Here is a 23,131-nt window from a genome sequence, read left to right on the forward strand (position 1 = left end):
AATCTAACTGATGCTTAAGGCATCAAATCTGGCTCATCAGTTCGCAAGAACTACCTATCATTCGTAATGAATTAACAAGTGGTGCTTACTCATGATGAAAATCTTTGGTTATTTCCGAAGAAATAACGTTTCTCATCCGAGCAAGCGCCCACACGAATTGCTTGATAATTTGTTAAAGAACAGCTCTTTGAAGATGTCCAGGCTGCGTTCCGAAGAACCTTGCCCGCTTCAGCGAGGCCGCCATTCTACAGTGGCGGACTTCAGTGTCAAGCGCTTGTTTCGTCCGGTGAACCGGAGAGCGAAGCTCGTTGACAGGCGGCGCATTCTACAGCGTTTCGGCCTTGTGTCAATCGCTCGTTTCATCCTGTGGACAATCCTGCGTTTGACGACCGGGTCGCTAAGAAGCTGACCGCAACAGGAGGCGAATTATAGGGATCAAACTTGCAGTGTCAACCGTCTTTATCCACAGCCCGACCAGAAACGAAGGCTCTAACTAGGGGGTTTATATGAGGAATAAGGCGGTAGCCAAGTAACGCCACGACAATGAGTACATAGAGCAATGGCTCGCCGTATCCACTTTTGGATAACCATAAATAGTGCAACAGGACCAACAGCACTGAAACGTAAATCATCCTGTGAAGCTTTTGCCAGTTTTTACCCATACGTTTCATAACCGCGCGAGGGGAGGTCACCCCCAGCGCAATCAACAAAATCAGCGCCATTGCACCAACCAGAATATAAGGTCGTTTGAACAAATCCTGATAAAGCTCAGCCACATCAAGATTCAGCAGGAAGAAGAAATACGCGGCAACGTGCAATACGGCATAAAACAGCGCATACAAACCCAGCATTCGCCGAAAGCGCAGTAACTGTGAAAACTTCAAGATACGCTTTAGAGGTGTGACCGCCAACGTAATACACAAAAAGCGTAATGCCCAAATACCCATAAAAAGCACAATGGCTTTGGCGGGATCAGGGCCAAGCGTATTTTGATAGGCAGCAGTTACCACCCACCCTAATGGCCATAAGCATAAAAGGAACACTGGAATCTTGCTGACAGTTACCCACCTTTTTACTGTCATCAGAAGCTCCTTTTCAAATCCATGCCCTGATAGAGGTGTGCCACGTCTTCGGCATAACCATTGAACAGCTGGGTTTCGATGCGGTTTGGGTTAAACAGTGATGTTGGCAAACGTCGTTCATGGGCCTGACTCCAGCGAGGATGATCCACGGCAGGATTCACATTGGCGTAGAACCCATATTCACTTGACGCAATAGACTGCCAGGAGGTTTTCGGCTGGGTCTCCAGCAACCGTATCTTCACAATCGATTTGATACTTTTAAAGCCATACTTCCAGGGAACCACCAGCCGCAATGGTGCACCATTCTGTGGGGGAAGTGTTTTTCCGTACAAACCAACGGCCAGCAATGTCAGCGGATGCATGGCTTCATCCATACGAAGCCCTTCCACATAAGGCCACTGGATATAACTGAATGCGGATTTTTGACCGGGCATCTGCTCCGGATCATGCAGTGTCGTAAATTCGACAAACTTGGCCCGGGAGGTTGGATTGAATCGCTGCAGCAGCTTCCCTAGTGGAAACCCAACCCAGGGAATCACCATGGACCAGGCTTCGACACAACGAAGCCGGTAAATTCGCTCTTCCATCGTCAGGGGTTTGAGAATATCTTCCAGAGTGTAACGGTCGGGCTTTTCAACCTCGCCTTCTATGACGACAGACCAGGGATCGGTTTTAAACTCACCGGCGTATTTGGCAGGATCTTCCTTGCCGGTTCCGAATTCATAAAAGTTGTTATAACGAGCAACATCGGTATACGGCGTCAGTGCTTCGTCCGTCACAAAATCAGAAGACTGGTAACCTGTTACTTTTTCCCGTAACCAGTCTGGCGCGGGATAGTCACGAATACCCTGATAGTTTGAAGGGTCAGAAGACGATGGCGGTTGTGACGTTTTTTCGGCTAAAGACTCTGACGCATCACAGCCCGCCAGAAACCCTCCCCCCATGGTTAACAAGGCGAGCTGCCCTGCTTTCCTGATAAAAGACCGCCGATCAGCGTAGATCGTCTCCGATGTAATCTCGCTGCTGGCAATGGGCTCAGGCTTCTTTATCAGCATTATTCTTGCCCCCTAACGAAAAAAAGCGTTATTGCTTTAAACAATAACGCTTTTTGGTGTCTTTTGGATTCAAAGGATCCAGACTTTCGTTAGTGGCCGGACTCAGCCTTCTTAGTCCCTACCCCACCAAGATTCATGATGGACATGATCGGACCTGAGCAGGCATAAGCCAGGAAGATCAATAACAGCACACGGGGCGGATCCGTAAAGATCACCGCGAAGCACAGCACCACAACCAGAATAAAGAAGAACGGCACACGCCCTTTGAAGTCCAGCTGCTTGAAGCTGTTATAACGGAAGTTGCTCATCATCATGATGCCGGACAGGCCAGTGATCAGAGCAGCCAGAATGGCAATCGCGATATTGGAGCCATCAACCCCATAGTCACTGAACGCCCAGACCATACCCGCAACAACGGCGGCGGCTGACGGGCTTGGCAGTCCGGTAAAGAATCGCTTGTCGGCGGTTTCAACCTGCGTATTGAAGCGCGCCAGTCGGAGGGCAGCACAGGCGGCATAGATGAAAGCAACCATCCAGCCAAACTTGCCCAGATCGTGGAGTGCCCAGCTGAAGGCCACCAGCGCTGGTGCCACACCAAAAGAGACCATATCAGACAGGCTGTCATACTCTGCGCCAAACTTGCTCTGGGCATTGATCAGGCGGGCAACACGACCATCCAATCCGTCCAGAATCATGGCAACAAAAATCGCAATGGACGCCGCGCTGAACGCACCGGACATCGCACTGACAACCGCATAAAAACCACAGAACAACGCACCTGTTGTGAACAGGTTGGGCAGTAGATAAATCCCTTTGCGGCGGACCTGTTGCCCGTCTTCCGCCACTTCTTCGACATGCTCGTCTACTGGCAGCATGGCATCAACGACTGAGTCGTCTTTCTTTTCCGGTTGGTCAACCATTTACGCGTTTCCGGATACTGAGAAAAAAGAGGCACTCACTTTATCACGAAATGTTTTTGCTTTGTGTATACAGATCAATAAAGGGCTAACTTGGTACCATCGTAATGCAGACAGGTTTGCCTGAACGCAAACGGCAGGGATAAAGTAGCTCTCAAGGGATAAAAAAGGAATAACACCATGAGCATGGACACGTTAGCACCCGCCCGCCGCCTTTCCCCCCGGAGAAACACCTCATCGGCCCGTTCGATTGATGAACTATCGATTGAGCAATTGCAGCATTTTGGTATTGATCCCCACTCTGCCATTGGCGAAAAGCTCAACCATGTCACCAGCCACCTGTATCAATCCGGCCAGAGCATTGACGAACTGGTAAGTACAACACTCAGCGCACTGGATACCCTGTCCCACACTGACCGAATCAGTTACTTCAATGCCAAGAAATTCCTCTGTTTCCAGCTGGCCAAGCTGATTGATACCTTGCAACCATCAATGAAGGGAGACTATCGAGCGCTCTCCTTCTCTGACAAAAGCCGTGCTGTGAAAGGTGAACATCCCCTGTTCTGCAATGTCAGTGCCTTATTTTCAGCCACACCCGCTGTGGTAAGAACAGCGACTTATCTTTATGCCTGCACAGAATGGGTTGACGATGCATTCCACGGTCGGGAAAGCACACATCCAATCTACACCCGGTTGTTGAACCCGACGGCCATGGCGCTTGCCAACAGCATCGTCGATCTTGAGGCTGGCCCACTGGCCGATGAATATCTAGCCTGGAATTTCAACAGTGGCATGGCGGCTATTGATGCCCTGCTGAGTAACCAGCTGCATCAGGGCGATATCCTGATCGTTTCACGCAATGTCTACGGTGGCACCCACCAGCTGCTGCATGATTATTTTGCGCAAAAGGATCGGCTAGCCGTTGAGCTGATCTGGTTTGATGGCTATACCCGTGAGGATTTCGAGCAGCTACTTAACGACACCCGAGCACAATTTGCTGATGCATTGAACAACGGCAAAAAACTCAGCATTTATATAGAGTCTCCCTGTAACCCCCACGGCTATGTCCTGGATGTTCCCGCCATCTGCCAGCTTGCCCACCAGCACAACCATACCGTGATGCTGGACGCCACACTCGCGACCCCTTTCCTGCAAAAACCGCTGCAACATACTGACGAAGCAAAACGGCCGGATTTCCTGATCCACAGCTACACCAAGGACATCTCCGGCAGCGGTAGTACAACCGCCGGTGTTGTGATTGGTAAAAATCACCAGATGTTCATTCCGAAAGGCGATACGGCGAATGGGCTCAGCTGGGAAAAAAGCCTGTTCTGGGATGTGTACTATATAAAAGGCAGCTTTCTGGATGCCGATAAGGCGCTGGATGTGTACAACGGCATGAAAACCCTGGAATCACGGATGCTCGGTAAATGCATCAATACCCGGGTATTCGCAGCATTCCTTGAATCTCACCCAGCGATACAGGTGAACAGTAACGCCATTGCCAGCAATCCGAATCGTGCGCTTTGCCAACAGCAGCAATACCTGGGATTACCCAGCCCATTGTTCAGTATTGATTTTGAGCAGGCCGGTATCCCAAAAGAAGCGTTCACCCGATTCTTTGATGCACTGGAACCGGCTTTCAGCCATATGGTCAGCCTGGGTCAGAGCAACACCTTACTACTCTGTCCAGCGCTGACGTCACATTCAGAACTCAGCGAACAGGCACTCGAAGATGCCGGTATTACCCCAACCACTATTCGAATTGCCATGGGCAATGAGAACCCGTTGGATCTGATTACCCATTTCCGCGCAGCGGCAGAATGCCATATTGATCCTGTGCTCCCCGGTTTCTCTTCACAATTTATTGGGCAGGATGCTGTTAACCTGTTGCTGAAAAGTATTTACCTTGAAACACATACTGCGCATATAGAAAGTTGTCTGTAAACGAAGTGAGGCGCTATTGTAGCGCCTCACCTTAACTCTCATTTTATTTTCGCCGTACCAGTTTCTCTATCGCCAAACCAACCCCTGCAAGAGAGATCAGTTTTCGTAATCCGGCTGGACGTACTACGGTTGCCAACAGACGATCCATCAGCGCCAGCTTGTCGCTGGAATAGGGATACCAGTTAGGCTCACGCTTTCCTCGGGTCGAATCAATCAAGACAGCTTTGGAGCGTGTCATTCCCAGCAACCCTTCAGCACCTTTCATACGGCCATAACCGGAATACTTCACACCGCCGAACGGCAGGTGCACATTCCCTTCCGTGAGCATGACATTGTTAATGTTGACACAACCGGTTTCCAATGCCCGGGTAACCCGATCGGCCCGCGTCGTATCTTGTGTCCACAAACTGGTGCTCAAACCGAAATCACAGGCATTATGTCGGGCAATGACTTCTTCTTCAGAGGTAAAACGATAGATAGATACTACCGGGCCAAACGTTTCTTCCTTAGCAATCGACATATCTTCAGTGACATCAGCAACGAGTGTCGGCTGAAAAAAACGACTGCCGGCTTCCAGACGCTGGCCACCACAAAGAATACGGGCGCCCTTTTCCCTGGCATCTGCCAGTTGTCTGTCAATGATCTCGGCCTGGAAGTCAGTGGTGATCGCACCAACATCCGCATTACCATCCAACCCTAACGTGCTGGCTTCGAGTTCTTTTTTTAGGCGTTCAACGAATGTGTCGTATATGGCCTCATGCACAAACAGTCGCTCCGTCGCCGTACAACTCTGACCACTGTTGTGCATATTTCCCCAGGTGGCTGCGGCGACGGCTCGATCCATATCCGCATCATCAAAGACAATCATCGCATCCTTGGCGCCCAGCTCCATCACCACAGGAACCACCATCGGTGCCGCCTGCGCCAGAATTTTTTTACCGGTACGCCCACTGCCAGTGAAGGCAATCATGTCAGGACGCATGGCAATCAGTTGTTGTGCGGTTTCGCCACCGCCTTGCACAACTGTCAGCGCTTCTGACAATAACGGCGACAGACTGACTATCTCTTTAAAAACATCAGCCATCGGCGTTTGCTCGGAGGGTTTAATGATCACGGCATTGCCTGCCGCAAACGCAAACATGGCTGCCGTCACGGCAATAGCCAACGGCAGATTCCAGGGGGATATCACCAGTACCACGCCCCGGGCTTCATGATAAATACGGGATTTTTTTCCCAGCAAGGTGATGGGCGTTGGGACTTTCTGATCACGCAGTACCTTATGGGCGTTATCCACCAGCCACTGGCAATCTTCCACTAGCTGAAACAAATCGGAAATCATCGCATCGGTTCGGCAACGTCCCGTTTCCTCAACAATACGATCCAGCAGACGCTCCCTGTTCGCCATCAAGTAATCGATCAGGCGACGAATTTCTGCCTGACGCTCTTTAACGGATGTTTGCCGAAGTTTCGCTGATCCTTCCCTCGCCTTGGCAAAGGCAGCCCTGATGTCAAACTCTGACGGATCTTCAATCGTATAGAGGGAGGCACCCGTAACGGGATTATTAACAGGAATGTCGTTCATGGCTGGTTCCGGATTCATTTTTATTGTGATTATTACCAGTAATCAAAACTATCGTACCCCCCCTACTGAGCTACTGATACAAAAAAGGCAGGGATAATCCCTGCCTTTTTAATACGAAAAAACAATCAGTTCTTGTCTTTATCCACCAGCTTGTTCGCTGCAATCCATGGCATCATCTCACGCAGCTTGGTACCCACCTGCTCAATAGGGTGTGCAGCATTGTTGCGACGATACGCAGTCATGGACGGATAGTTCGTCGCGCCTTCCGAGATGAACATCTTGGCATATTCACCGTTCTGGATACGCTTGAGCGCATTGCGCATCGCCTGACGGGACTCTTCGTTGATGACTTCAGGACCTGTCACATACTCTCCATACTCCGCGTTGTTGGAGATGGAGTAGTTCATATTCGCAATGCCGCCTTCGTACATCAGGTCGACAATCAGCTTCAGCTCATGCAGACACTCGAAATAAGCCATTTCCGGCGCATAACCGGCTTCGGTCAGCGTTTCAAAACCAGCCTTGACCAGTTCAACCGCACCACCACACAGCACTGCCTGCTCACCGAACAGATCGGTTTCAGTTTCATCTTTGAACGTGGTTTCGATGATACCGGTACGACCACCGCCCACGCCGGCAGCATAAGAAAGTGCTAACTGCTTTGCGTTGCCAGAAGCATCCTGGTAAATCGCTACCAGATCAGGAATACCACCACCTTTCACAAACTCGGAACGTACAGTATGACCCGGCGCCTTGGGCGCGATCATGATGACGTCGAGATCGGCACGTGGGACAACCTGGTTGTAGTGGATAGAGAAACCGTGGGCAAACGCCAGGGTTGCACCTTCTTTCAGGTTGGGTTCGACCTCATTGCGATACAGCTGCGCCTGGAACTCATCAGGGGTCAGAATCATGACCACATCCGCCTGACTGACCGCTTCCGCCACTTCTTTTACCGCCAGGCCAGCACTTTCTGCCTTGCTCCAGGATGCTGATCCCTTACGCAGAGCAACTGTCACCTCAACGCCGGAATCCTTCAGGTTGTTGGCATGGGCGTGCCCCTGGGAACCGTAGCCGACAATGGTCACGCGCTTGTTCTGGATGATGGAGAGATCACAGTCTCTGTCGTAATATACTTTCATTTATCCCGGACTCCTCGTTTCCAACCCACACTTATCATTCATTATTCAGACTGCTCGAATGACGAACAGTTCATTTCACAGCCCTAGAGACTCAGGACCTTCTCACCCCGCGCGATACCGGTCACGCCGCTGCGCACCACTTCCAGGATCGTGCTTTCACCGACCGCTTCCAGGAAAGCATCCAGCTTCTCTCCGGTACCGGCGAGCTGGATGGTATAGACCGATGGCGTCACATCCACAATCTGCCCCCGGAAGATATCGGCGCAACGTTTCACTTCTGCCCGCAGCGGGCCGGACGCCTTGAGCTTCACCAGCATCAGCTCCCGCTCAATGTGTGCCCCTTCGGTCAGGTCCACCAGCTTGACGACATCAATCAGCTTATTGAGCTGTTTGGTAATCTGCTCAATGGTTTCGGGCTTACCGATGGTGGTCACTGTCAGACGCGACATGGTCGGGTCTTCGGTCGGCGCCACGGTCAGTGTTTCAATGTTGTAGTTTCGCTGGGAAAAGAGACCGACGATACGTGACAGAGCGCCGGGTTCGTTTTCTACCAGTACTGAAATAATACGCCGCATCAGGTCCGCTCCGTCTTGCTTAACCACATATCCCGCATGGAACCTTCACGGATCTGCATTGGGTACACATGTTCGTTAGGATCGACATCCACATCCAGGAAGACGAGACGGTTGTTGAGGCTGAACGCTTCATGCATCGCCGGTTCCAGGTCAGACGGACTGGTGACCTTGATGCCCACATGGCCATAGGCTTCCGCCAGCTTGACGAAGTCCGGCAGGGATTCCATATAGGAATGGGCGTAGCGGCTGTTGTACTGCATATCCTGCCACTGTCGTACCATGCCCAATGCCTGGTTGTTCAGGTTGATGATCTTCACATTCAGGTCGTACTGACGACAGGTGGACAGTTCCTGAATATTCATCTGGATACTGCCTTCACCGGTCACGCAGGCGACTTCAGCATCGGGATAATGCAGTTTCACCCCCATGGCAGCCGGCAAACCAAAGCCCATGGTGCCGAGGCCGCCGGAGTTGATCCAACGGTTAGGCTTGTCAAACCGGTAATACTGGGAAGCGTACATCTGATGCTGGCCAACATCCGAGGTAACGAAAGTATCCCGGTCTTTGGTGGCTTCATACAGGGTTTCAATCACCTGCTGCGGCTTGATGATGGATTCATCACCCCGGTCATAACTGAAGAGACCACCACCGCGGCTACTGCGCCACTCATCAATCTGCTTCCACCAGTTTTTCAACGCATTGCTGTCTAGCTCATACTCTTTTTCTACCAGTTCCAGCATGTCATTCAGTACCGTATCAACCGGTCCCACAATGGGTACATCCGCTGGAACATTCTTGGAGATACTGGCCGGATCAATGTCGATATGAACGACTTTGGCTGTAGGGCAGAACTTGGCGGTACTGTTGGTGACCCGATCATCAAAGCGAACACCGACAGCGATCACCAGGTCACTGTGATGCATGGCAAGATTGGCACAGTAGCTACCGTGCATACCCAGCATGCCAATGAACTGTTCATCGCTACCCGGGAATGAACCCAGGCCCATCAGGGTATTGGTCACGGGCAAATTGAACTTCTTAGCCAGATGTGTGAGTTGTTCCGACGCCTTGCCGAGCACAACACCACCACCGGCGTACAACACAGGACGCCGGGCTTGCATCAACAGTTCAGTCGCTTTACGAATCTGACCGCTATGTCCTTTGACCGGCGGCGCATAAGAGCGAATCTTGACCTTGCTCGGATAACTGTATTCGTACTTCTTGCTGATATCCGTAATGTCCTTTGGCAGGTCAACTACAACCGGCCCGGGACGACCACTTTGGGCGATATAAAACGCTTTCTTGATGGTTTCCGGAATATCCTCAGCACGCTTGACCAGGAAACTATGTTTTACGATTGGCCGGGAAATGCCCACCATGTCCGTTTCCTGGAACATATCTGTGCCAATAAACTCAGACGGCACCTGACCGGAAAGCACGACCATGGGAATGGAGTCCATATAGGCGGTGGCAATACCGGTAACGGTATTGGTGGCTCCGGGCCCAGATGTCACCAGCGCCACACCAGCCTTTCCACTGGCACGGGCATAGCCATCCGCCATATGAGTGGCCGCCTGTTCATGGCGCACAAGAATATGTGTAATTTTGTCCTGACGGAAAATCGCATCATAGACATGGAGAAGGGCGCCGCCCGGGTAGCCGTAGATATACTCGACCCCCTCATCGGCGAGGGCGCGAACCACCATGTCCGCACCGGATAGTAATTCCACTTGCTTACCCTCAGTCACGAGTTCACCGATCATTGTCTTTTCCGGGACGCCTTGGCTGTGTTGCATGGCCTTACCGCATCGGTAGACCTGCCAAAGCCGAGCCGGATTCTATGTTGTTATTGTCAGCCAGTGGCAGCGCGTCGCGTAATCCGGTTACGTCGGTGGTGTTTCCCTGCACAACGTTGGCATGCCAGTGGCCAGCGCTCGTAAATCAGACTTAAAAGGGCCTTGTCGTATAAGACCATTACATTCCTGTGCGGGTAACGCTTGCGGAATGCAGACCGGGTAACATCCAGATTCTGAATGGTCGCAGAACCTGACCCCGGTGCTGTATTGTTATTGTCACTTGAATTGCCTTACCGGCAGATTGTGTCTACCGGCGCGCCAGGTGGGGCCATTGTTGAATTTTCACCGTGAAGTGTCAATAGCACGCCTGCGCTCACTCACCCCGATTGTCAATAGGGATTCGTCCAAGATTCCGCGTTCGCCTATTCCACAACGAGGCCTGCGTATTGCCGCACATAACAGGGAATGCTTTTTGCGGTAAGATCACGCTAAAGTTAAAGAAGCAATAACAACAAATGATCACCAATATGAAAGCGTTTACCCTGATCGGCCTTATTTTGATGCTCGTCTCTTCTCCCGCCATGAGCGAGCAGATATACCGCTGGAAAGATGCCAACGGCACCGTTCACTTTGGCACGAAACCACCGGAGACGTTTAAAGGCAGCGTCGAAGGGATGGAAAAGCCCAATGCCACTGGCACTGAGAAGTCGTCAACCCCTGCGAACAACGAGCTCAACTCTCCACCGGCTGCAAGCCAGAACACGGCAGAGTATGAAGAACAACTCAGGCAACTGGATAAAGAGAAACGGGAAGCCTGCGACCGGGCATTAGCTAACCGGAAAAGTCTGCTCAACAGCCACCGTATCCAGATCAAACAGGCAGACGGCACGTACCGTATGCTCAGCCATGAAGAAAAGCTGGAACAACTCAGGGATGCCGATGAGGCGATTACCGCCTATTGCGAAGGAAGAGAAGAGTAACTCCACCGGTTTTGCGGGTAGCAGCATTCTGGTTAGCTACTCGTAAAAACGATCATTACTTCTTGTTTTAATCAGCGCATCTGCCAATCTAGCTGCCCAATCAATTCCAGCAGGCTCTGACGGTGTTCAATCTGCTGAGGCTTGATAGCTTCTTCCGCGTACGGTTTGATATCACTGCCTGTCGGTAACGCGGCACCATGGTCCATAATGGCTCGCAGACGGGGGATATAAATCCACTGCAGCCATTGGGTGAATGCCAAGGTGTCCACACAAAAAGGATTGGTGCTTGCCAATGCTTCCGGTGAAGGCGGCATTGCCTCCCACAGCGCCTGACCTTTTAACTCTGCTTCCAGCTCTGCCAATAAAATCCGTACAGCTTCAGACACGCGTTTGCTTACCTTGTATATCCGGTCCTGTCGACCGGTTCAATTGATCCAGAAAAAGACGAACCTGCTCACGCATCAACGGGGCATCCGTCAGGGTGAGACTGCGCCGGGCCAACTGTGAGGCCTCATGAAACTCACCCAATGCCGATTGCATCATCGCCATATAGTAATACACCAGTGGATCATCGGGACTGATGCGCAGTGCCCGATGCAAAATCACCAGACCATTATCAGGATTACCACCGAGCCATTGCTGACGGCTGCTCTCCAGCAGGCTGCTGACCGCCGCCGGGCGACCGACGGCGGTTTCCTGCTCAAGCCGGATGAGCATGGAGGGATTAGCAGACCAGATAGCCTGCAATGGGATTAAAGAAGGCTGCAGGCTACAACCGCCTGACAACAACAAAAACAGAACCAGCAGCGGACGCAGCCAATGCAGCGTCAAAACATCCTGCCGATGAGAAACAGCACTCACCCCAACCATAAAAGCTCACTACTCAAACAGTGCACGAAACCAGTCTACCACAGAGTCCTTTTCTTCCCCGGCACATGGCGCCCTGCCTTTAGGCGCTGAACCTTCGATAAAGGGCAGCACACGACTTTGGCTGCAGGATTGACTCCCCAGCAATCCGGTTTTTTCATCCACGGTCACCCACTGAATGCTATCGCCTGACGCTTTTGGCAGTGACTTCAGTGGGCGCTGACGCATCAGATCCGACCATACCCTCAAGGCACCGGTACCGCCTGTCAGATGCGTGGGCGCATTATCGTCATAGCCTAACCAGGCAACCGCCAGCGTATCCCGGGAAAAGCCGGCAAACCAACTATCCCTCTGTTCATCCGAGGTACCGGTTTTTCCGGCAAGAGAGATCGAATCCGGGATCGCCCGGTAAGCGCTTTTGCCGGTTCCCGTTCGCATCGTTTCCTGCATGGCATAACGGATCAACGCCATGGACGATGCCGGAAACACCTGCTCCACCGCCAGAGAATAGTGCCTCAGGGGATTACCCTGCGAATCCAGCACCGCATTGATCGCTCGCAGTGGTACCCGGTAACCGCCCGATGCCAGCGTCTGATACATGGCAGCGATTTCCAGGGGGCTCAAGTCCAGTGAACCTAACAGCAGCGATGGATAGGCGTTGACTTGCCCACTCAACCCCATGCTCCGGAGCGTTTTAACGACCTGCTCAACGCCAAGGTCCATACCCAGTTGTGCAGTCGCCAGGTTATAAGACTTCGCCAGCGCCTGATATAACGGCACCTGACCGTGGGTCTTGCGATCAAAGTTACCCGGCTCCCAGAGCTGACCATTCGCCAGCTTTACGCTAACCGGCGCATCATTGATCAGGGTTGCCAGGGTGTACTGCTCCGGCCGCATGAGCGCGGTGAGGTATACGGCCGGCTTAATCAATGAGCCAATGGGGCGTCGAGCATCCAGGGCCCGGTTAAACCCGGCGAAACCAGGATCGCGCCCCCCGACAACCGCCTGAACATCCCCAGTGCGGGCATCGGTGACGACAATCGCGCCTTCCAGCGGCGGCTTGCCCTTCCGATCCAGCTGTTTCAGTTTACGGGTCAGGCTCTCCTGAGCCTGATGCTGCACCACTGGGTTCATATTGGTGAATATGCGCAAGCCTTCACTGGCGAGGTCTTTATCCTGATAGTCCGTTCTCAGTTGACGCTTCACCAGGTCAATATAAGCAGGGAAAGCATTGGCCTGAAGCCGCTCCACCGGTACCACGCCCAGCGGTCGCCCCTTGGCTCGATTGGCTTCCGAGGCAGTCACAACGCCATGTTCAACCAACATGTCGAGCACCAGATTACGGCGTTCCAGCGCCCGCTCCGGATACCGGCGAGGATTGTACCAGGAGGGGCCTTTAACGATTGCCACAAGCAATGCAACCCGGGATAGATCCAACTCCTGCAGCGGACGGGCAAAATAGAACTGGCTCGCCAGGGCAAACCCATGGATAGCCCGTTGCCCCTGCTGGCCCAGGTAAACCTCATTCAGGTAGGTTTCCAGGATCTCGTCCTTGCTGTAGTGCATTTCCAGCAGCAAGGACATCAAGGCTTCTTCGGCCTTGCGCACCAGCGTTCTCTCGTTACTGAGAAAGAAATTCTTGACCAGCTGCTGGGTCAGCGTACTGCCGCCCTGGACAATCCCACCCGCCTTGACGTTGGCAAACATCGCCCGGGCAATCCCCTTGAACGACAGGCCCCAATGATCATAGAAATCACGATCCTCGACCGTGACCAACGTCTGCACCAGGTACTTCGGCGTCTGGTCCAGCCGAACAAGAATCCGGTCCTCATGGGTAGCCGGGGAGATGCTGCCCATCAACTGAGGGTCCAATCGGGTCACCGGCACATCACGGCCCGCCGTATCCCCCAACGCCGCCAGCGTGCCATTCCGGAAGATAGCAATCACCTGCCGCGAGGATTCCCGCCCATCAGGGAAACGGAAGCCACGGATATAGATATGAAAGCGGTTATTCTCTCGGGAAAACGTCCCCGGTCGGCCTACCTGTTTCACCGGCTGGTACCCCTGTCGGCGCAACTGCAACTGAAAGAGATCAGGATCCAGTCGCAGCCCGGCATAGAGCTCCAGCGGCTGGGCATAGACCTTCGCCGGGATCGCCCACTTGCGCCCCTCGAATTTCCGGGTGACCACCGCATCCAGATAGACCATCAAAGCCATCAGCACCGCCAGACCGGCGATACCAAACTTCAACACCAGCGACAGCCAGCGCCTGCGCCCCCTGGGTTCATTTTTTCGCTTACCTGACTTCCCTGCACGTTTTGCGGGTTGCCGGCTGCTTTTTCGTTTCGTTCCAGCCATGGTCGGATTATATGGAAAACCCCCGTTCAGGCTAATACGCAAACGCCGGTTTTGAGGGAACTCTCACCGCTCAGCGTACTCCAATCCTTACCTATACTGACTCAGGCGCCTGTTCAAAGGAATGTTATTATGAAAAACGTGGTTTTACTGATGAGCTGTCTGTTCTCCAGTCACCTGCTGGCAACGGGCACCCCCCTCTGCGACACAGCAGAAGCACGCAATCAATTGATTGCGATTGAAAAGTCCCGCCAACCGGGCATTGATCTCACCCTGCCACCGGGCAAAGTCGAGTTTATTCGCAGCGTCCAACGTGGGGGAAAGGTTCTGCACATCTGCAGGGCGAGCGTATTAAGTCGGGATGACCGTCAGAATTCCGTAGAAAGTGCCGTTGTTTACTATACCGAGCCCGTCAAAGAAACAGAATCCGGCTTTAGTATCGTGATTCTTAACCGTAAAAATGATCAACGAGACATCTGATCCGTGCTTCTTTATTAATTCCACCGTCTGAGAATCACATCCGGGTTTTTGCCCCATTAAAATTAGCTATCATTACAAACAAGACGGCATGTATTCTGTCAGCGAATAACTGTGCGCCAGGCTGGCGACCAAGGGAAAGGAAGTAGATCAATGGATTTGATCGAGCTGAAGAACCTGGGCAAGACCTCTGTGCAATGGCTCAACGCGGTAGGCATACGCAATCGGGACCAGTTGCAGTCCTATGGTGCCGTCGGCGCCTATGTCAAAGTCAGGGAACGAGGATTCAAGGTATCAAAGGTGCTGCTGTATGCGCTGGAGGGTGCCTTGGTGGATTCGCACTGGAATGACCTCTCACCCGACCTGAAAAAACAGCTCCTGCAGGATGCAGGAGAAAGAGACTAACAGCCACGGCGCTTTCAGATGCAGCAGCGATTCTCTGCAAAGCGCTCACGCCTGCTCCGCCTCGTCTCCAACCGTTACACATAATTACAAATCCCAAAAGATTATTATTTGACCATTTAAATGATAACGATTATCATTATCTGCACGTAAGGTGTGATGATCTTACGGCCTGCACCTCTGTTTGCATGCAGTCAAACAACCCTGCAGGTTATCTCCTCATCAGGCTAATCACGGTAATATTGCCCGCTGCCCACACAGCGGGCTTTTTTTGGCCATTGCTTAACCTCACCAACTGATCCTCTGGATGATGAAAGCGCTATACGCTTTTGGTTAGACACGATAAGCCCCTCTGTCAGTGACATCATGTTTTAGTGATCTTAAGTTTCATGTTTTTATTTTCCGAAGAGAAAGCAACCATGTTCGGTTCACCAAGGCTTGATATCAGCAGCCCTCCTACCCTCCATCGACAAGAGCAGCAGGCAGCATCACATGCTTTACCAGTCAATCGTGAATGGGTCACTCAAAATACAGATAGTGATAGCAGTACCAGAACGAAAAGGTTGACTCAACGCATGACTAGGCAGTTAGTGGTCAGACGTACTTTCTTTTTAAACCCTTATCATACAAAGGGAAAATTCATAGACTATACAAGTGACCGAAAACATCTTATATACATTAATCAAGAAAAAGCAATAATCGCCTTTGTTTCCGATTCCAACGGACAAGCACAAGAATTAGCACTACCTACAGTACTCACAACAGATGAGGCAAGTGACGTAACAGTCATACATAAAACCAGCAACAGCCTATTAATAAGATGCGGAAAAAAGCGTTTTCCGGTAATAAAACAGGATGAGGCATGGCAATTACCTTTTCACAATGGAACATTTATAGCCTACACAAATGACCATAAGCAGTTTATCTACATTAATCAGGACAAAACAAATTTCGTCTTTGTTTCAGCATCCAACGGACAAATAAAAGAATTAGAACTGCATACAAAGATAACAACAGATGACCTAAACGACATCTCCGTCATAGAAAACGCAACCAGTAGCATCATATTAATAAGATTCGGAAAAAAGCATCTCCCCATAATAAAATATGAGGGTAAGACATGGCACTACCCCTTTCAAAAACCCTCATCAAGACCGGATAGATTACTACTTGAAGCTGTTCGCACAGCAGAAAAGCATCTTAAATCTAGAGAAAAAAATCTTGCATTACTCATGAATAATCTTGCATTGCTCATAATAGAGCACTGTAAAAAAGAATCATTAGAAATCTCTTTTACTGAAACCCTTTCATTAGCGACAAAAAATGGCATGCACAAACTTATCAGAGCATTAATACAAAAAGGAGCCAACCCAAACAGCCTCGTTTTTTTTGAAAATCAAATACCATTGTTAGCTGCTGCTTCAGCCAGACAGCAGAAATCTGTAAGCCAACTTCTTAAATTCAATGACTACCAAAGAGATACAGACAGCAGAATTCGATGGAATAAACAGATAGTCAAGGCTTTCCAAACCTGCATTTTTAATGAAGATTGCGATACCATACGAGAGTTTATTGGTTTTTTTAATACCAACACTATAATTCTGCTGGATGACATAACAATCGACGATCTATTACCAAAATCGATAAAATCTGGCGACCCCAGATTAATACAGTTTTTACTCCACTACAGCGGAATCACTGGATTCCGCACAGCCCCTTCAGACTTACCATGGAATAATAATTCCGATACAGAACACCGGTATCTGATCATGTATCAACTTGTCTATGCACGAGTTCAAAATATCGAACCATGGGCATGCCTCTTGGCTCCTTCGCTATCAGAACATTTGCCAGTTGACTTAAGAAGTGAATGTTCGGGTTCTAACAGGCAGTTACGCCACAAGAACCCAGAAAGCATCCTAACAACAAATCATACGACACAAACAGGAACCCACTTTGACCGAGATAAGTTTGGCCATACAAAACTCCATAGTGCGGTTATGAGTAACAATTGCACGCAGCTTACTCAATACCTTAATACAGGCCTGGGAAGAGAACTGATTAATATACAACGGTACGATGGTTGCACAGCACTTCATCTTGCATCATTAAATGGATTTCATGGATGCGTATGTTTATTACTTGAGAATAACGCCGACCTCTCAATTGTTAATGCCGATAATAAAACCGCCTTAATACTAGCAAGTGACCCTTTAGTAAAAAATTTATTTGTATACTATTCATACCAGGAAGCTCGCTATCGCGTTAACAGAGAAGGAGAAAGAGTTTTAGCGCCCAACGTGACAACCCGTCTTAAAACATTTGCACGTGATGCCTTTTGGAAAATGGTTAGAAAGGAAATTATAGAAGGCACACCTCAACAAACAATTGCTAGTTTACTGGAGTTACAGCCCGATCTATTCTTCAGCCTTGGCGAATCCAGTTAAACAATAGACAGGGTATAAATAAACAATATTCATACCCTGTCTGTGGTCATGTTTTTTTGACAAACTTCGTTAAAATAACAATTTGCTGACCATTAACGCGCCCTTCAATATGCTCGGGGTTATCAGGCACCAGGGAGATACCGCGCACAGCCGTACCCCGCTTGGCAGTAAAACCTGCGCCTTTAACAGTAAGATCTTTGGTTAGCATCACAGTATCGCCCGCTTCAAGAACCACCCCATTACAATCGACGTGTTTGACCGTTTCTTCGTCGGTATCGCTTTCGCCCGTTGCTTCCGCCCACTCCAGGGTTTCTTCATCCAGATACAGCATATCCAGCAAATCCAGCGCCCAGGATTCACCACTCAGCCGCTTGAGCATACGCCAGGCAAGCACCTGTACTGCTGGCACCTGACTCCACATGCTTTCATTCAGGCAGCGCCAATGATGGACATCCACACGGTCAGGATACTCAATCTGTTCACTACATGTCTGGCAAATCAAGACACAATCGTCCACCTTACCGCCTGTACGCGGAGGCACTTCCAAAACATGAATATTTTCTGAAACACCACAAAGCTCACAGCAGCCTTCGCTGCGGCTATATAGATCTTGTTCGATAGTCATGACTTACTGCTTAATCAAATAAGCTCGTAGTATACAAAAAAGCAGGTAACACTTTTCTGCGTCAAATACGCATATAAAGAAATGGAATCATTACAGGGTTAAAAGCAACAAAGAGTAATAGATACCATAACATTCCTCATAGCTCGATAAGCGCGAACCATTCACCCCTTTAAATCTTCACCTTCAAATGAACTACTAAGAAAAAAATGAGTCATATCCATTGAAGCAAAATTTTTTATCAATATTTTTTTCAAAATTGATCTAACACGTAGAACAGCTCTAAGCGCTGCTAGACAAAATTAAGGGAGTGGCCTCTATTTTATGGCTTCAGCAATAGATAAACAACAATCCATGGCTCCACCGCCCCCTGGTGGTAATACAGCGGCTACTGCCCCCATCATGCGTGATGATGATTATAATCCTCCCACCGCATTTGGCTATGGTGTGACCCCTCCCCCCTATTCAGGAGATGGAGCTTATCAGGGTCAGGGGTATCCTTCTTTCCCAGTTGTGAATCAAGGGCATCCAATTTATCCGGAGGATCCTCCCCCCTATGATTTCACCGAAATTAAACAGGAAAAAACGGCACCAGAAACAGGTTGCTCCATCTTCCTGCGCTGTATTAAAAAAGCCGGTGGTGTCGCATTGATCACCCTTGCCGGCATCGGTGGTTTTGTATTGACGATCGCATTATCGCCCTTCTTTGGTATGTATATCGTAGGAAAAGCTATGAGCTCCGGGGGCTGTTTTATATGCATTCTCGATGACGATGGCGCTAAAGTCGTTGGTATAATATTATTAGCCGCCGTTGCCATTGCCTCACTTCCTGTCATCGTCTGCTCACCCATTTTTGCAATGGACTTCGCCTATCGAGCAGGCCGATCGCTTTATGGTGATGAATTCAATGCCCCTGGAGTACTGGTCTGGTCCCATGAATTCATTGATAACTTATGGGATGGTTGCACAAGCACAACGTATTAGATTTAAGGCTACGCTACAAAACATCAGCTGGGTACTACCGTGATAGTGATAAAGCATCACGGTAGTAACAGAGCGTCATAATTGAAAAATCACAGTGATTTCATCAAGGCTGAATGAAATAAGATCAACCAAACCGACCAGTAATATAATCATGCGTCCGCTTGTCACTGGGCGTCATGAACAACCGATCAGTATCATCAAACTCAATCAGTTCCCCCATCAGGAAGAATGCCGTATTTCTGGAAATCCGACGCGCCTGGTTCATTGAGTGCGTCACAATCACGATAGTGAAATCGTGACTCAGACGGTCCATCAAGTCTTCTACCCGGGCCGTTGCGATAGGATCGAGTGCACTGGTCGGTTCGTCCATCAGGATGACATCCGGTTCCATAGCGATAGTCCGGGCTATACACAGTCGCTGCTGCTGACCACCGGAGAGTCCCATGGCGGAATCGTGCAAACGATCCTTCACTTCATTCCACAGGGCCGCGCCTTCCAGCGCCTTTTCTACCATCTCATCCAGATAGCGGCGATCCTTGATCCCCTGGGCCCGCAGACCGTAGGTGATGTTTTCATAAATGCTCATGGGGAAGGGGTTCGGCTTCTGAAACACCATCCCCACCTTCATCCGCAGCTGCTGAACATCCGTATCGTGATAGATATCCTGGCCATCCAGCGCCACCCGGCCTTCCACGCGAACACCGGGGATCAGGTCATTCATCCGGTTCAGGGTACGCAGCAGGGTTGACTTACCACAGCCGGACGGACCGATCAGCGCAGTCACCTGCTTTTCAGGAATCGCCATGGAAATATTGTGCAGCGCCTGTTTATCTCCGTAATAGAGGTTCAGGTCATCTACGTTGAACTTGCTGTGAGGTACTTCGATGTTGATAGCGGGGTTCGCCATGTTCTCAGTCTCAATCATCAATTCGGTAAAATCTGTCGGCCTGCCCAATAGGCAGGCCACAGCTCAGCCCTTGTTGAACCGGCGGGCCAGTAATCGGGTCATAATGTTGAGCGTCAGTACGATCAACACCAACACAGTGGCGGTGGCGTAAGCCTGGTTCCACTCGTGCACGGAGAACAGTTCCTGGGTCAGCTTGTAGAGATGGACCGTCAGGGTTCGTCCGGAATCAAATACGGAATCGGGAATCCGGGCCACCATGCCGGCGGTCAGGAAGACCGGGGCGGATTCACCAATGATCCGGCCAATACAGAGAATCAGTGAGCTGATGATACCGGGCATCGCACCGGGCAGAATCAGTCGCCAGATGGTGTACAGGCGGGATGCGCCCAGACCATAGGAGCCTTCACGGTAGGCTGTCGGCACACTCATCAGGGCTTCTTCCGTTGTACGGATAATTACGGGCAGGATCACGATACTCAGCGTCAGCGCACCGGCCAGAATGGAAAAGCCCAGTTTGAACGTCGACACAAACAGCGTCAGACCAAACAGACCGTAAATAATGGAAGGAATACCGGCCAGACTTTCCGTAGCAAAGCGGATGACCTTCACGACCCGGCTGCCGGGCTGTGCATATTCCGTCAGGTAAATCGCACCCATGATGCCCACAGGCGCCGCAATACCCAGTGACAACACCACCATGTAAACGGTGCTGACAATCATCGGCCAGATACCGGACGTATCACCGGTACGGGTGTAATTAGACGTCAGGAACGACCAGTTCACATGACCAATACCGTTACTGACGATATGCCAGAGAATCCACAACAGGGTACCGGTGGTAGCGGCAGTGGCCAGAATAATGAGGCCCATCAACATCCGGTCCTTCCAGCGACGCAGGGAAGGATTCGGCATGGGACGTTCACGACCGGTGGATTCCGTAATCCCTTCGGTAACCGCCTGGGCAAGACTACTGGAATTCATTATCGACCTGCCTTCTGTCTGTTCAGGTAAAGCATGGTGGCGTTAAGCAGCATGATGAAGATAAACAGCACAATACCGGTGGCGTACAACGCGCTGCTGTGCAGGCCGCTGGCGTAAGCCATTTCCAGGGCGATATTGGCGGTCAGGGTCCGGGCCGGTTCCAGCAGGCTGGAGGCAATAATCGGTGCGTTACCCATTACCATAATAATGGCCATGGTTTCACCGATGGCTCGTGCAATACCCAGGATGCTGGCCGTCATGATGCCGGAGCGCGCGGCTGGCAGCACCACATTGAAGATGGTGAACATCTTCGAAGCGCCCAGCGCCAGGGAACCTTCACGGTACGTCTGTGGCACAGCACGAATCGCAGTTTCAGACAGTGTGATCACCGTCGGCAGAATCATCATGGTCAGTACCACGATACCGGCCAGCACGGTGTTACCGGCAGGCACTGAAAAGACCTGCTCGATCAACGGCACAATCACGACCAGGCCAAAGAAACCGTAAATGACGGACGGAATGCCAGCCAGCAATTCAATGGCGGTACGCAGTATAGTGGCGTACTTCTCCGGGGCGACTTCTGACAGAAAGATGGCTGTCAGAACCCCCATGGGGACACCAATCACCAACGCGCCCAGCGTGGACACCACGGAACCGCTGATCATCGGCAAAATGCCGAAATAGACCGGAGGACTCCACTGGGTGCCAGTGACAAAACTCAGTACACCGGTCTCATGCAGCGCGGGCAACCCCTCAACCACAATGAATGCGCCAATGGCGCCAATGGAAACCGTACTGACTATGGCGCAGAGGAAAAACAGGCTGTGAAAGGCCTTATCCATTCGCGCCTGTCGACTGTTTGCCGTCATATACATTACCGACAGGACTCAACGTCCATCATTGGGAAAAAGGACAATGCCGGTGCGATTACCCCGCACCGGCATGACGTAAGGAACATCAGATAACCGGGATATAACCCTGCTGCGCGACAATCGCCTGACCTTCGCCGGACAGTGCCCAGTCCAAGAATGCCTTGCCATTTTCAGTCAGGGTCTGCTCGTTGTAGAGCAGTACAAACGGACGGGCTACGGTGTATTCACCCGTGGCGATGGTATCGTTGGATGCTTCAACACCGTTCACTTCCAGTGCCTTCAGGCTGCCATCGACAGTGCCCAGGGAGATGTAACCGATCGCAGACGAATTCTGGGCCACAGTGGTCTTGACCACACCGTTACCGCTGGCCACCTGGGCGCGGTTGGAAACGGCAGAGATCACGTTGCCGTTCGCATCCTTGAACTTCAGGTTCATGATGTCTTCAAAAGCACCACGTGTACCGGAAGCCGGATCACGGGTCACAACAACGATGGGCTGGTCATTGCCACCCAATGCTTTCCAATTGGTGATTTCACCCTTGAAGATGTCTGCGATCTGCTCGGTGGTCAGACCTGTAACCGGATTCTTGCTGTTAACGACGACAGCAATACCATCATGCGCCAGCACCGCCTGAGTAATACCGACTTTTTCTTCTTCCGGCTTGAGCTTGCGAGACGTCATACCGATCTCGCTAGTACCGTCATTGGCGGCCTTGATACCAGAGGAGGAACCGGTACCCTGCACTTCGACCACCGCGCCAGTATGTTCCTGTTGCCAGGTTTCGCCGAGCACTTCCATCACTTCCGTCACGGAGGTAGAACCAGAAACACTTACAGCCCGTGTATCGGTGGAGGAGTCATTACCGCCACAACCCACCAGCACGGCGGACAACCCGATTGCGCTTACGATTGACAGTACGGTCTTCTTCACTGCTTCGACCTCTTGGGGATCAGCTTATCTAGAAAGTAACTGGCCTGAGCCAGCAGGTGAGACCGTTATATGTCGGTTAGATGACAGTTTTGTTACAACATCTCTCACTTTATAGTTTCTTTACAAAACCCAGCAGCCAAAAACACATCAATCATGCAGGAGCAAGGAAAGCACGAATGACTTTGTCAGCAAATAAAACCTTTTTGCCAA

Annotated in this window: 21 protein-coding genes; 6 read left to right on the plus strand and 15 right to left on the minus strand. The window is 50.9% G+C overall.

Annotation, left to right across the window (positions count from 1 at the left end; genetic code table 11):
• Nucleotides 1-449: 449 nt before the first annotated feature.
• The 3 genes from KHS78_RS21005 to pssA form a co-directional block, all read right to left on the minus strand.
• Entirely contained in the window at nucleotides 450-1,082 is a 633-nt protein-coding gene (locus KHS78_RS21005; RefSeq protein WP_211830943.1) for a protein-methionine-sulfoxide reductase heme-binding subunit MsrQ, read from the minus strand.
• A complete protein-coding gene (msrP, locus tag KHS78_RS21010; RefSeq protein ID WP_211830944.1) occupies nucleotides 1,082-2,137 on the minus strand; it encodes a protein-methionine-sulfoxide reductase catalytic subunit MsrP in 1,056 nt (351 codons plus the stop codon). Before msrP ends, KHS78_RS21005 begins: the two co-directional genes overlap by 1 nt.
• A gap of 89 nt (nucleotides 2,138-2,226) precedes the next feature.
• The gene (gene pssA / locus KHS78_RS21015) at nucleotides 2,227-3,057 is read right to left on the minus strand and encodes a CDP-diacylglycerol--serine O-phosphatidyltransferase (RefSeq protein ID WP_211830945.1); all 831 of its coding nucleotides are present in this window, start codon (nucleotides 3,055-3,057) and stop codon (nucleotides 2,227-2,229) included.
• A gap of 177 nt (nucleotides 3,058-3,234) precedes the next feature.
• On the opposite strand from pssA, the gene KHS78_RS21020 reads away from it, so the two are divergent.
• The gene (locus tag KHS78_RS21020) at nucleotides 3,235-5,001 is read left to right on the plus strand and encodes a trans-sulfuration enzyme family protein (protein ID WP_211830946.1); all 1,767 of its coding nucleotides are present in this window, start codon (nucleotides 3,235-3,237) and stop codon (nucleotides 4,999-5,001) included.
• Nucleotides 5,002-5,044: 43 nt separating this feature from the next.
• Here KHS78_RS21020 and KHS78_RS21025 read toward each other — a convergent pair whose 3' ends face one another.
• The 4 genes from KHS78_RS21025 to KHS78_RS21040 all read right to left on the minus strand — a co-directional run bounded on the left by KHS78_RS21025 (nucleotide 5,045) and on the right by KHS78_RS21040 (nucleotide 10,030).
• Nucleotides 5,045-6,583 carry an aldehyde dehydrogenase family protein gene (locus tag KHS78_RS21025; protein ID WP_211830947.1) on the minus strand — a complete coding sequence of 513 codons (1,539 nt, stop codon included), beginning with the start codon at nucleotides 6,581-6,583 and terminating at the stop codon, nucleotides 5,045-5,047.
• Nucleotides 6,584-6,708: 125 nt separating this feature from the next.
• Nucleotides 6,709-7,725 (minus strand): ketol-acid reductoisomerase, encoded by a 1,017-nt coding sequence (gene ilvC / locus KHS78_RS21030; protein ID WP_211830949.1) that lies wholly within the window; start codon nucleotides 7,723-7,725, stop codon nucleotides 6,709-6,711.
• An 83-nt stretch (nucleotides 7,726-7,808) separates the two neighbouring features.
• A complete protein-coding gene (ilvN, locus tag KHS78_RS21035; protein WP_211830951.1) occupies nucleotides 7,809-8,300 on the minus strand; it encodes an acetolactate synthase small subunit in 492 nt (163 codons plus the stop codon).
• Nucleotides 8,300-10,030 carry an acetolactate synthase 3 large subunit gene (locus KHS78_RS21040; RefSeq protein WP_211830977.1) on the minus strand — a complete coding sequence of 577 codons (1,731 nt, stop codon included), beginning with the start codon at nucleotides 10,028-10,030 and terminating at the stop codon, nucleotides 8,300-8,302. Before KHS78_RS21040 ends, ilvN begins: the two co-directional genes overlap by 1 nt.
• Nucleotides 10,031-10,611: 581 nt before the next feature.
• Between KHS78_RS21040 and KHS78_RS21045 the strand changes: the two genes are divergently transcribed.
• Entirely contained in the window at nucleotides 10,612-11,076 is a 465-nt protein-coding gene (locus KHS78_RS21045) for a DUF4124 domain-containing protein (RefSeq protein ID WP_211830953.1), read from the plus strand.
• 71 nt (nucleotides 11,077-11,147) lie between these two features.
• On the opposite strand, the gene KHS78_RS21050 is transcribed toward KHS78_RS21045, so the two are convergent.
• From KHS78_RS21050 to mrcB, 3 genes are read right to left on the minus strand one after another with little or no spacing between them, the layout of a single operon-like run.
• The gene (locus KHS78_RS21050) at nucleotides 11,148-11,462 is read right to left on the minus strand and encodes a YqcC family protein (RefSeq protein WP_211830955.1); all 315 of its coding nucleotides are present in this window, start codon (nucleotides 11,460-11,462) and stop codon (nucleotides 11,148-11,150) included.
• Nucleotides 11,455-11,907, minus strand: coding sequence for a tetratricopeptide repeat protein (locus KHS78_RS21055; protein ID WP_211830957.1), 453 nt, complete (start codon nucleotides 11,905-11,907; stop codon nucleotides 11,455-11,457). Before KHS78_RS21055 ends, KHS78_RS21050 begins: the two co-directional genes overlap by 8 nt.
• Before the next feature lie 48 nt (nucleotides 11,908-11,955).
• Nucleotides 11,956-14,301, minus strand: a complete 2,346-nt coding sequence (gene mrcB, locus KHS78_RS21060; protein WP_211830958.1) for a penicillin-binding protein 1B — start codon at nucleotides 14,299-14,301, stop codon at nucleotides 11,956-11,958.
• 129 nt (nucleotides 14,302-14,430) lie between these two features.
• Between mrcB and KHS78_RS21065 the strand changes: the two genes are divergently transcribed.
• The 3 genes from KHS78_RS21065 (at nucleotide 14,431) to KHS78_RS21075 (ending at nucleotide 17,624) form a co-directional block, all read left to right on the plus strand.
• Nucleotides 14,431-14,778 (plus strand): hypothetical protein, encoded by a 348-nt coding sequence (locus KHS78_RS21065; protein WP_211830960.1) that lies wholly within the window; start codon nucleotides 14,431-14,433, stop codon nucleotides 14,776-14,778.
• A gap of 150 nt (nucleotides 14,779-14,928) precedes the next feature.
• On the plus strand, nucleotides 14,929-15,180 hold the full coding sequence (locus KHS78_RS21070) for a TfoX/Sxy family protein (protein ID WP_211830961.1): 252 nt from the start codon (nucleotides 14,929-14,931) through the stop codon (nucleotides 15,178-15,180).
• Between the two features lie 386 nt (nucleotides 15,181-15,566).
• Nucleotides 15,567-17,624, plus strand: a complete 2,058-nt coding sequence (locus tag KHS78_RS21075; protein ID WP_211830962.1) for an ankyrin repeat domain-containing protein — start codon at nucleotides 15,567-15,569, stop codon at nucleotides 17,622-17,624.
• 46 nt (nucleotides 17,625-17,670) lie between these two features.
• Here the strand turns inward: KHS78_RS21075 and KHS78_RS21080 are convergent, their stop codons facing one another.
• Nucleotides 17,671-18,249, minus strand: a complete 579-nt coding sequence (locus KHS78_RS21080) for a PhnA domain-containing protein (protein WP_211830963.1) — start codon at nucleotides 18,247-18,249, stop codon at nucleotides 17,671-17,673.
• Nucleotides 18,250-18,570: 321 nt separating this feature from the next.
• On the opposite strand from KHS78_RS21080, the gene KHS78_RS21085 reads away from it, so the two are divergent.
• Complete coding sequence (locus KHS78_RS21085; RefSeq protein WP_211830964.1) at nucleotides 18,571-19,230, plus strand: hypothetical protein; 660 nt, start codon at nucleotides 18,571-18,573, stop codon at nucleotides 19,228-19,230.
• Between the two features lie 124 nt (nucleotides 19,231-19,354).
• Here the strand turns inward: KHS78_RS21085 and pstB are convergent, their stop codons facing one another.
• The 4 genes from pstB to KHS78_RS21105 form a co-directional block, all read right to left on the minus strand.
• Nucleotides 19,355-20,155 carry a phosphate ABC transporter ATP-binding protein PstB gene (gene pstB / locus KHS78_RS21090; RefSeq protein WP_211830965.1) on the minus strand — a complete coding sequence of 267 codons (801 nt, stop codon included), beginning with the start codon at nucleotides 20,153-20,155 and terminating at the stop codon, nucleotides 19,355-19,357.
• Nucleotides 20,156-20,200: 45 nt separating this feature from the next.
• Nucleotides 20,201-21,118 (minus strand): phosphate ABC transporter permease PstA, encoded by a 918-nt coding sequence (gene pstA, locus KHS78_RS21095; RefSeq protein WP_211830966.1) that lies wholly within the window; start codon nucleotides 21,116-21,118, stop codon nucleotides 20,201-20,203.
• Entirely contained in the window at nucleotides 21,118-21,987 is an 870-nt protein-coding gene (pstC, locus tag KHS78_RS21100; protein ID WP_211830968.1) for a phosphate ABC transporter permease subunit PstC, read from the minus strand. Before pstC ends, pstA begins: the two co-directional genes overlap by 1 nt.
• Before the next feature lie 88 nt (nucleotides 21,988-22,075).
• A complete protein-coding gene (locus KHS78_RS21105) occupies nucleotides 22,076-22,921 on the minus strand; it encodes a phosphate ABC transporter substrate-binding protein (protein ID WP_211830969.1) in 846 nt (281 codons plus the stop codon).
• Nucleotides 22,922-23,131: the final 210 nt, after the last annotated feature.

The organism is Kistimonas asteriae (genome assembly GCF_018263925.1).
GTDB lineage: Bacteria > Pseudomonadota > Gammaproteobacteria > Pseudomonadales > Endozoicomonadaceae > Kistimonas > Kistimonas asteriae.